At 70.3% G+C, this 8,740-nt stretch carries 10 protein-coding genes; 2 read left to right on the top strand and 8 right to left on the bottom strand.

Annotated elements, in window-relative coordinates; translation table 11 throughout:
- Nucleotides 1-159: 159 nt before the first annotated feature.
- From ACZ6NC_RS24360 to rfbB, 6 genes are all read right to left on the bottom strand, one after another.
- On the bottom strand, nucleotides 160-1,062 hold the full coding sequence (locus tag ACZ6NC_RS24360; protein ID WP_465735885.1) for a glycosyltransferase family 2 protein: 903 nt from the start codon (nucleotides 1,060-1,062) through the stop codon (nucleotides 160-162).
- Nucleotides 1,063-1,067: 5 nt separating this feature from the next.
- Nucleotides 1,068-1,466: a DUF2304 family protein gene (locus tag ACZ6NC_RS24355; RefSeq protein WP_465735884.1), complete on the bottom strand. Its 399-nt coding sequence runs from the start codon at nucleotides 1,464-1,466 to the stop codon at nucleotides 1,068-1,070.
- A complete protein-coding gene (locus tag ACZ6NC_RS24350; RefSeq protein ID WP_209414059.1) occupies nucleotides 1,463-2,152 on the bottom strand; it encodes a glycosyltransferase family 2 protein in 690 nt (229 codons plus the stop codon). Before ACZ6NC_RS24350 ends, ACZ6NC_RS24355 begins: the two co-directional genes overlap by 4 nt.
- Before the next feature lie 68 nt (nucleotides 2,153-2,220).
- A complete protein-coding gene (locus ACZ6NC_RS24345) occupies nucleotides 2,221-3,558 on the bottom strand; it encodes a lipopolysaccharide biosynthesis protein (RefSeq protein WP_465735883.1) in 1,338 nt (445 codons plus the stop codon).
- Entirely contained in the window at nucleotides 3,555-4,490 is a 936-nt protein-coding gene (gene rfbD / locus ACZ6NC_RS24340) for a dTDP-4-dehydrorhamnose reductase (protein ID WP_465735882.1), read from the bottom strand. Before rfbD ends, ACZ6NC_RS24345 begins: the two co-directional genes overlap by 4 nt.
- Nucleotides 4,487-5,464, bottom strand: a complete 978-nt coding sequence (rfbB, locus tag ACZ6NC_RS24335; RefSeq protein WP_465735881.1) for a dTDP-glucose 4,6-dehydratase — start codon at nucleotides 5,462-5,464, stop codon at nucleotides 4,487-4,489. Before rfbB ends, rfbD begins: the two co-directional genes overlap by 4 nt.
- 83 nt (nucleotides 5,465-5,547) lie before the next feature.
- Here rfbB and rfbA point away from each other — a divergent pair, with 83 nt between their 5' ends.
- Nucleotides 5,548-6,423: a glucose-1-phosphate thymidylyltransferase RfbA gene (gene rfbA / locus ACZ6NC_RS24330; RefSeq protein ID WP_465735880.1), complete on the top strand. Its 876-nt coding sequence runs from the start codon at nucleotides 5,548-5,550 to the stop codon at nucleotides 6,421-6,423.
- The gene (gene rfbC / locus ACZ6NC_RS24325) at nucleotides 6,420-7,028 is read left to right on the top strand and encodes a dTDP-4-dehydrorhamnose 3,5-epimerase (protein ID WP_465735879.1); all 609 of its coding nucleotides are present in this window, start codon (nucleotides 6,420-6,422) and stop codon (nucleotides 7,026-7,028) included. Before rfbA ends, rfbC begins: the two co-directional genes overlap by 4 nt.
- An 87-nt stretch (nucleotides 7,029-7,115) precedes the next feature.
- On the opposite strand, the gene ACZ6NC_RS24320 is transcribed toward rfbC, so the two are convergent.
- Together ACZ6NC_RS24320 and ACZ6NC_RS24315 are read right to left on the bottom strand one after the other, a co-directional pair.
- Nucleotides 7,116-7,550 (bottom strand): GtrA family protein, encoded by a 435-nt coding sequence (locus ACZ6NC_RS24320; protein ID WP_465735878.1) that lies wholly within the window; start codon nucleotides 7,548-7,550, stop codon nucleotides 7,116-7,118.
- Nucleotides 7,550-8,506 carry a glycosyltransferase family 2 protein gene (locus ACZ6NC_RS24315; RefSeq protein ID WP_465735877.1) on the bottom strand — a complete coding sequence of 319 codons (957 nt, stop codon included), beginning with the start codon at nucleotides 8,504-8,506 and terminating at the stop codon, nucleotides 7,550-7,552. The genes ACZ6NC_RS24320 and ACZ6NC_RS24315 overlap by 1 nt, the downstream gene beginning before the upstream one ends.
- Nucleotides 8,507-8,740 lie beyond the last annotated feature (234 nt).

Below are 8,740 nucleotides of genomic sequence, written 5' to 3'. Positions count from 1 at the left end.
GCTTGACCGCGGCGTCCGGAACGCCACGACTGAGGGCCCCTCCCGGTTCTCCCACGCCGGACCGAACCCGTTCTGTGACCCCGAACCTGGAACGAGCCCGGTCCCACCGCGCAGGCGGTGGGACCGGGCTCGTTCCGTGTCCGGAAATCCGGCCAGGCCCTAGTGGCGCTGCCCAGAGGTGAACGCGTGCTTGGCCAGCACCTTGACGCCGGCGCTCTGGCCCCGGCGCAGGGCACCCGGGAGCATCGTGATGGCGTGGAAGCGCGAGGCACTGCGCACCCGGGCCGCACGCGCCGCCTTGGGCCAGCCGCGGGCGTCCATCCGCTCGGCCACCGCGTTGAAGTAGCGCTCCGCCTCGGTGAAGCGGGTACCGGAGAAGGCCTGCACCGAGGACTCGCTGACCGCGTGCCGGCGGTACTGGAAGACGGTGGTGGTGTTGTCCACCATCATCGTCTCGCCGCGCTCCAGCAGGTCGACCACCAGCGCCAGGTCCTGGATCACCGAGTACTCGTCGCGGAAGTTGACCGCGCGCAGGGCCTCGCCCCGCCAGCAGATCGACGGGAAGTACAGCCAGTTGCCGCGCAGCACGCTGGCCGCCAGCTCCTCGCCGCCCATCAGCCGCCGGCCCTTGACGTTCGGGGCGTACAGCTTGCCCTTCACGTTGTCGGCCAGGCCGTAGGTGACCACACCGTCGCCGTCGATCACCTCGACGCCCGGCTGCACCATGCCCAGGTCCGGGTTGTCCTTGAGGATCGCCCGGACGGTCTCCAGGTAGTGAGGGTGCAGCAGGTCGTCGCAGCCCATGATGACCACGTGGTCGGCCGTGGAGAGCTCCACGCACTTCTGGAAGTTCTTGGTGATCCCGAGGTTCTGCTCGTTGCGCAGGTAGCGCACCCGGTCGTCACCGAGCTCGGCGAACCAGCCCGGGACGTCCGGCTCCTTGCCGTCGTCGACGACGGTGAGCCGGAGGTCCGGGTCGCTCTGGCCCAGGATGCTGCGTACCGCGGCCTGCATCAGGGCCACATCGCCGTAGTACGGCAGCATGAACTCGAAGGTGGCCATGACGGTCAGACTCCGCTGCGGTCGGCCGGGGCCGAGACCGGGAGGTCCAGGTCGAACCGCTCCTCGTTCAGCCGGGCGCCCTCGTTGATCGCCACGGTCCGGGCGAGGTCGGTGAGCTTCTTCTCCAGCGAGCGGAAACGCAGGAAGGTGTTCAGCGTCAGGAAGCCCATGGCCAGGACCATCACGTACAGCACCAGGTCGGTGCCGCGGCCGACGCCCATCTTGTGGGCGACCCAGGTCACGTCACTGGGACGCAGGATCGCGTAGATGTTCGCGATCACGAAGACGGAGAAGGCGATGCGCTTCCAGGCCCGGGTGTTCGCTGCGTCCCAGCGCCGGATGAACATGAACGCAAGGGAGACCGCGCCCAAGATCAGAACCAGCTGGATCCAGAAGTAGTTCATCGGCGGCCACGCTCCCGAAGCGAAATGTCGAAGATGATGTTGACGCCGTTGATCAGGGACTGACCCTTGGCGCGTGAGTAGTCGGTGTAGAGGATGTCGACCGGGAGCTCCGCCACCCGGAGATCGGCTCCGGCGAGGAAGCTGACGATCTCCGAGGCGTGGGCCATGCCGTTCATGGTGATCCGCAGCCGGCTGGCCGCCTCACGGTTGAGGACCCGCAGGCCGTTGTGCGAGTCGGTGAGCTTGAGCTTGCGCGCGGTGGGGCTGACCGTCGCGGCCGTCCGCAGGACGACCCGCTTGATCCACGGCACCTGGCCGTTCTGCTCGATGAAGCGCGAGCCGAGAACCACGTCGGCCTCGCCCGCACGGAGCACCGCGACCATCTTCTCGACGTCGGCGGTCTGGTGCTGGCCGTCCGCGTCGAAGGTGGCGAAGTACTTGGCGTCGGGCTGGGCGAGCGCGTAGGCGAGGCCGGTCTGCAGCGCCGCGCCCTGGCCGAGGTTGACCGGGTGCCGCACCAGGTGCGCACCGGTGGTCATGATGTGCTTGGCGGAGTCGTCCGCACTGCCGTCATCGACCACAACGATGTTGGGGAACGTCTTGCGCGCTCCCTCCACAACGTCAGCGATCACCTGGCCTTCGTTGTAGGCCGGGATCACCAGCCAGACATCGTCGTACTGGGACACGGGGGCTCCATGTTCGGGGTGTCGCCCGCGCTCGTGCGCGGCAATCTGTATATCGGGGGCCGATGCGGTCATTCGGCGACCACTCCGGTACTCAGGGTAGGCACAGCCTGCTCCGACGTGCTCTGCGCGGGACCGGCCTGGTTCGCCGTCGAACCGGGGAAGCTGCGCCTGAGCGCCGCCAGCATACCGAGCACGGTGGCCACCGATCCGGCCGCGTAGGCCAGGATCACGCGGGTGGACACCTCGCCCGGCAGGAAGGTGACCCCGGCGAGGACCACGGTGCCGACCGCCCAGCAGAGCAGCTGGAGGTTGTGCCGCTTGAATACCATCAGCGCCTGGCCGAGCACCATCGCGAACATGTACGCCACGGTGCCGGCGGACATCCAGAAGAAGTCGAGGCACCCGAGCACCGGCTTGGCGCCGAACAGCACCTGGATCAGCCAGGGGCCGAGGGCCACCGCCGGGATCCCGCCGAGCACGCCGAGCAGGCCGACCACGGCGCCGATCCGGCGGAGCATGCCGCTGAAGGCCGCGCGGTCGCCGACCGCGATCGCCGCGGACAGCCCGTTGAGCAGCGAGGCCTGGAGCGAGCCGAACACGAAGAGCGGGACCCGGGCCAGCACCAGCGCGTTGAGCAGCGCCGCGATCAGGGCCGAGTCCGACGGGGCGAGCAGCTTGGTGCTCACCACCGCGGCGTTCACGACGACCTGGGAGAGCAGGGTCGAGCAGATCAGCAGGCCGAGCCCGGAACAGAGCTCGGACCAGGGGATCCGCGGCCCGGTCTTGACCACCCGCAGCAGCGCGGGCAGCGTCACCACGGTGGCGGCGATCGGCGCGACAGCGAGGATCAGGCTGAACGCGAGCGCGGAGTGGACGCCGGCCACGCCGCAGGCGAAGGCGAGCCCGATCCGCAGACCGCCGTCGATGCCGAGCTGGGTGCCGTAGGCACCGAACCGGCCGAGGCCGGCCAGCACCCCGCGGGTGAGGTAGCAGACCGCCATGCCGGCGAACGCGCCGCCCAGCGCGAGCACCAGCGAGCGGTCGCCGTGGAACATCACGTCGGCGATCTTCCCCGAGCCGGCGCCGAGCGCCAGCAGGACGGTGCCGAGGATCGCCCCCGTCAGCAGGGTGGCCCGGCGCAGGACCGGCGCGGCGCCGTGGCCGAGCGCGGCCCGGGCGGCGACGATCCGGGTGAGCTCCTGCTCGATCGGGAAGAACACGCCGATGCCGACGGACATCACGATCGTCCAGAGCAGTGAGACGTTCGCCATGTCGTCGACCGACAGGCTGTGGCCCGCCACACCGAGGTGGATGTACGAGGCGGCGCCGAGCACGACGGTGCCGCCGGCCACCGCCAGGGTTCCCGGCGGTAGCGCGGCGGCCACCTTCGTCAGCGGATTCTTCACTGAGATCTGTCGCTCTCGGTCGTCCGGGCCGCTGTGGCCAGTTCGGTGAAGACGGGCGTGCCGAGCGCCTCGGCGAGCTGGTCACGCCAGTCGGGCAGCGGGCTCAGGCCGGCGGCCGCCCAGCGCTCGTGGCCCAGCACGCTGAACGCGGGCCGGACGGCCGGGGTGACGAAGGCCGCGGAGGTGGTCGGGCGGATCCGCTCCGGGTCCAGCCCGCTCAGCCGGTACGTCTCGCGGGCCAGCCCGAACCAGGTGGTCCGGCCGCTGCCGGTGCCGTGGTAGACCCCGGCCGGGGCCTGTCCGGCGAGCGCGGCCAGGCCGAGCGCGACGAGCTGGCGGGCGAGGGCGAGCGACCAGGTCGGCTGGCCCTGCTGGTCCTCCACCACGTCGAGGGTGTCGCGCTGGGTGGCGAGCCTGAGCATGGTGGCGACGAAGTTCTTGCCGTGCTCGCCGTACAGCCAGGCGGTGCGCACGACGTAGCCGTGCTCCGGGAGGAGCTCGGCCACGGCCTGCTCCCCCACCAGCTTGCTGCGGCCGTAGGCGTTGACCGGGCCGGTCGGCGCGGTCTCGGCGTACGGCTCGGTGGCGTCGCCGGGCAGCACGTAGTCCGTGGAGACGTGCAGCAGCCGGGCACCGGTCTTGGCACAGGCGGCGGCCAGGTGGCGCACGCCGGTTCCGTTGACGGCGGTGGCGGCCTCCTCGGCGCTCTCGGCGCCGTCGACGTTGGTCCAGGCCGCGCAGTTGACGACGACGTCGTGGCCCTCGACGGCGGCCAGCACGGCCGCCGCGTCGGTGATGTCGAGGTCGGCCCGGCCGAGGGCGGTGACCTCGGCGGTCCCGTCCGCGGCCAGGACCGCGAGCAGGTCCCGGCCGAGCATCCCGGCCGCGCCGGTGACGAGCCAGCGGACCTGACCGGAGGCGTTGGAGGTCACTTCTCCAGAGCCGCCTTCGTCTTCAGCGGCTCCCACCAGGCGCGGTTCTCGCGGTACCAGGCGATGGTGGCGGCGAGGCCGTCCTCGAAGCGGACCTGCGGCTCGTAGCCGAGCTCCTCGCGGATCTTGCTGATGTCGATCGAGTAGCGCAGGTCGTGGCCCTTGCGGTCGGCGACGTGCTCGACCATGTCCCAGCCGGCGCCGGCGGCCTCGAGCAGCAGCCCGGTGAGCTCCTTGTTGGTGGCCTCGGTGCCGCCGCCGATGTTGTAGACCTCACCGGCGCGGCCGCCGCGCATGACCAGCTCGATGCCCCGGCAGTGGTCCGAGACGTGCAGCCAGTCGCGGACGTTGCCGCCGTCGCCGTACAGCGGCACCTTCTTGCCGTCGATCAGGTTGGTGGTGAACAGCGGGATGACCTTCTCCGGGAACTGGTAGTGCCCGTAGTTGTTGGAGCAGCGGGTCACCACGACGTCCATGCCGTGCGTGCGGTGGTAGGCCAGCGCCAGCAGGTCCGAGGAGGCCTTGGAGGCCGAGTACGGGGAGTTCGGCACCAGCGGCCACTCCTCCGTCCAGGAGCCCTCGTTGATCGAGCCGTACACCTCGTCGGTGGAGATGTGCACGAAGCGGCCGACGCCGTGCTTGCGGGCGGCGTCCAGCAGGACCTGGGTGCCGACCACGTTGGTCAGCACGAAGGGGCCGGCACCCGCGATCGAGCGGTCCACGTGGGACTCGGCCGCGAAGTGGACCACGACGTCGTGGCCGGGCATGACCTGATCGACGGCGTCGGCGTCGCAGATGTCACCGCGGACGAAGGAGTAGCCGCTGTGGCCCGCCACGGGCGCCAGGTTGGCCTCGACGCCCGAGTACGTGAGCTTGTCGAAGACCGTGATCTGGTCAGTGGTGTCGGCGCCCAGAAGCTGGCGGACGAATTCAGAACCGATGAAGCCGGCACCGCCGGTCACGAGGATGCGCATAGTGCGGCGTAGTCTACCGTCGCGCCGGTGCCCCTACCGACCCGGGCCTCACCTGCTGCTCCGGACTCGAATAAGGTGCACGCATGCGTGGAATCCTTCTGGCCGGCGGCACCGGCTCGCGGCTCTGGCCGCTGACCCGGGCGGTGTCGAAGCAGCTCCTCCCGGTCTTCGACAAGCCGATGATCTACTACCCCCTCTCGACCCTTGTGATGGCGGGGATCAGCGAGATCCTGATCATCACCACCCCGAACGACAGGGAGCAGTTCGAGCGCCTGCTGGGCGACGGCTCCCAGTTCGGTCTCCGCCTGGAGTACGCCGTCCAGGAACGCCCCGAGGGCATCGCCCAGGCCTTCGTGCTGGGCGCGGACTTCATCGGCGACGAGCCCGTCGCGCTGATCCTCGGCGACAACATCTTCCATGGCAGCGGCCTCGGCACCCGGCTCGCCGAGCACACCGACGCCAAGGGCGGCCGGGTCTTCGCCTACCCGGTGGCCGACCCGACCGCGTACGGCGTGGTGGAGTTCGACGAGGACGGCCAGGTCATCTCCATCGAGGAGAAGCCGACCGAGCCCAAGTCCCGTTACGCCGTTCCCGGCCTGTACTTCTACGACAACCGCGTGGTCGAGATCGCCCGCGGCCTGAAGCCCAGCGCCCGCGGCGAGCTGGAGATCACCGCCGTCAACGAGGCCTACCTGCAGGCCGGCGACCTCCACGTGACGATCCTCGACCGGGGCACCGCCTGGCTGGACACCGGCACGTTCGTCTCGATGGTGCAGGCCTCGGAGTTCGTCCGGGTCATCGAGGAGCGCCAGGGCTTCAAGATCGGCTGCATCGAGGAGGCGGTCTGGCGGGCCGGCCTGATCGACGACGTGCAGCTGCGCGAGCTCGCCGAACCGCTGCTCAAGAGCGGCTACGGCCAGTACCTGGTGGCGCTGCTGGACGAGGAGAGCGCCCGGTGAAGTTCAACGAGCTGTCCATCGAGGGCGCTTGGGAGATCACCCCCCAGCTGCACGGCGATCCTCGTGGTCTGTTCACCGAGTGGTTCCGCTTCGACAAGCTGGCCGAGGTGGTCGGCCACCCGCTGCGGCTGGCCCAGGCCAACCTCTCGGTCTCCAGCCGCGGTGTCGTGCGCGGAATCCACTTCGCCGACGTCCCGCCCGGTCAGGCCAAGTACGTGACCTGCGTGCGCGGCGCGGTGCTGGACATCATCGTGGACCTGCGGGTCGGCTCGCCGACCTTCGGCCGCTGGGAGGGCGTGCGGCTCGACGAGGACGAGCGCAAGGCCGTCTACATCTCCGAGGGCCTGGGCCACGGCTTCTGCGCCCTCAGCGACGACGCGACGCTCAGCTACCTGTGCTCGGAGACGTTCAACCCGACCGGTGAGCACGGGGTGCACCCGCTCGACCCCGACCTCGCCATCGAGTGGCCGGCCGAGGCCCCGCAGCTCTCCGCCAAGGATGCCCAGGCGCCTTCGCTGGCCGAGGCCCTGGCGAGCGGCCTGCTGCCGGACTACAAGGCCGTCAAGGAGTTCACCGCGGGCCTGAGCAAGGCCTACCAGGCCTGACCCGGAGCTCCCGTACACAAGGGCCCGGCCGCATCAACTGCGGCCGGGCCCTTGGCCTTTGGGCGTCGAGCCGGCGCCCGGGCGGGCTCAGCGGCCGCGGAAGACCCAGACCTTCAGCAGGAGGAACCTGGCGACGGTGGCGAGCCCGTTGGCCGCCACAAGACCGGCCACCTCGACCGGCCGGGAGGCGTCCGGTGCCAGCGCGTCCAGCAGGGCGAGCGCGCCGCTGCTGAGCCCGAGCCCGATCAGGAAGGCCACCGCGCCCTGGAGCTGGTGGCGCAGGGCGCCCTCGTTGCCGGTGATCCCGAAGGTGAAGCGGCGGTTGGCGGCGGTGTTGGCGACCGCGCTCACCGCGAGCGCGATCAGGTTGGCGGCCTGCGCGCCGGTGAACCAGCGCGCGGCCACGAAGAGCAGCAGGTAGAAGACGGTGCTCAGAACGCCGATGACCAGGAAGGACGGCAGCTGACGCCGGGTGGTCCGGCCCGCCTCCGGCGGCCGGACCGGTTCGCCGGTGAAGGTCATCAGGAGTTTCCCTCCCGTTCTTCGTCGGCCGAGTCGTAGCCGACGAAGTACGCCGGGCGGGCCTGGACGGCCGAGTAGATCCGCCCGACGTACTCGCCGAGCATGCCGACGCAGCTGAGCTGCACGGCGCCGATGAAGAGCATCCCGATGAACAGCGAGGACCAGCCGGGCACCGTGGACCCGACCGCCCACGCGACGGTGGTGTAGATCGCCAGGCAGATGCAGACCAGGAAGCTCAGCAGCCCGAGCCAGGTGGCCAGCCGCAGCGGGGCGGCCGAGAAGTTGGTGATGCTGTCGAGGGCGAGCCGCACCATCTTGGTCAGCGGGTAGTGGGTGGCGCCGGCGACCCGCTCCTCGCGGACGTAGACCACCTCGCCGCTGGGGAAGCCCAGCCACGGCACCAGCAGCCGGTAGACCGGCTGGTGCTCGGGCAGCGCCTTGAGCGCGTCCACCGCAGCCCGGCTGAGCAGCCGGTAGTCGCCGGCCTGGCTGGGCATCCGCTTGCCGACGAGCTTGCGCATCAGCCAGTAGTAGGCGCCGGCCGTACGCCGCTTGAAGAAGCTGTCCGTCCCGCGGTCCCCGCGCACCCCGTAGACGATGTCGAGGTTCTCCTCGCGGGCGAGCGTGAGCATCTCCGGGATCTTCTCCGGCGGGTCCTGCAGGTCCGCGTCGATGCTCACGACGTAGTCGCCGAACGCCCGGTGGAGGCCGGCCTTGAGCGCGGCCTGGTGCCCGGAATTGCGGGAGAACCGGATGATCCGGAACTCGGGCCAGTCCTGCCGGATCTTCTGCATCAGCACCGGGGTGGCGTCGGTGCTGCCGTCGTCGACACCGACGACCTCGTAGTCGACCCCGAGCCCGTCCAGGATGGGACGCAGGCGCGCGACAGTCAGCGGAAGCGCCTCCTGCTCGTTGTAGATCGGCATGACGACCGACAACTGCGGCGCCCTCGACATGAGTTGGTCCCGCTTTCGGCTGGTGGGGCTGGATTACGGCCGACAATAGCAGTTGGCCGTGAGCCCCCTATGAGATCGATGAGCAGGGGATTAGCACCGCGCGGACCCCTCGGCGGGGGCCCGTCGGCACCGGCCGCGACGGCAGCGGGGGGGGGGGGGGGGGGGGGGGGGGGGGGGGGGGGGGGGGGGTGGGTTTTTTTGGGTTTTGGTGGGGTGGTGTTTCTTGGCTTTGCT

It is taken from the genome of Kitasatospora sp. NPDC041988, assembly GCF_055588525.1.
This window is presented reverse-complemented; position numbering and strand designations above follow the sequence as displayed.

Excerpts from the sequence above, each read along its gene's own strand:
- ACZ6NC_RS24315 (WP_465735877.1), bottom strand. The coding sequence starts at position 8,506 with ATGTCGAGGGCGCCGCAGTTGTCGGTCGTCATGCCGATCTACAACGAG.
- rfbA (WP_465735880.1), top strand. The coding sequence starts at position 5,548 with ATGCGTGGAATCCTTCTGGCCGGCGGCACCGGCTCGCGGCTCTGGCCG.
- ACZ6NC_RS24360 (WP_465735885.1), bottom strand. The coding sequence starts at position 1,062 with ATGGCCACCTTCGAGTTCATGCTGCCGTACTACGGCGATGTGGCCCTG.
- rfbB (WP_465735881.1), bottom strand. The coding sequence starts at position 5,464 with ATGCGCATCCTCGTGACCGGCGGTGCCGGCTTCATCGGTTCTGAATTC.
- ACZ6NC_RS24320 (WP_465735878.1), bottom strand. The coding sequence starts at position 7,550 with ATGACCTTCACCGGCGAACCGGTCCGGCCGCCGGAGGCGGGCCGGACC.
- ACZ6NC_RS24355 (WP_465735884.1), bottom strand. The coding sequence starts at position 1,466 with ATGAACTACTTCTGGATCCAGCTGGTTCTGATCTTGGGCGCGGTCTCC.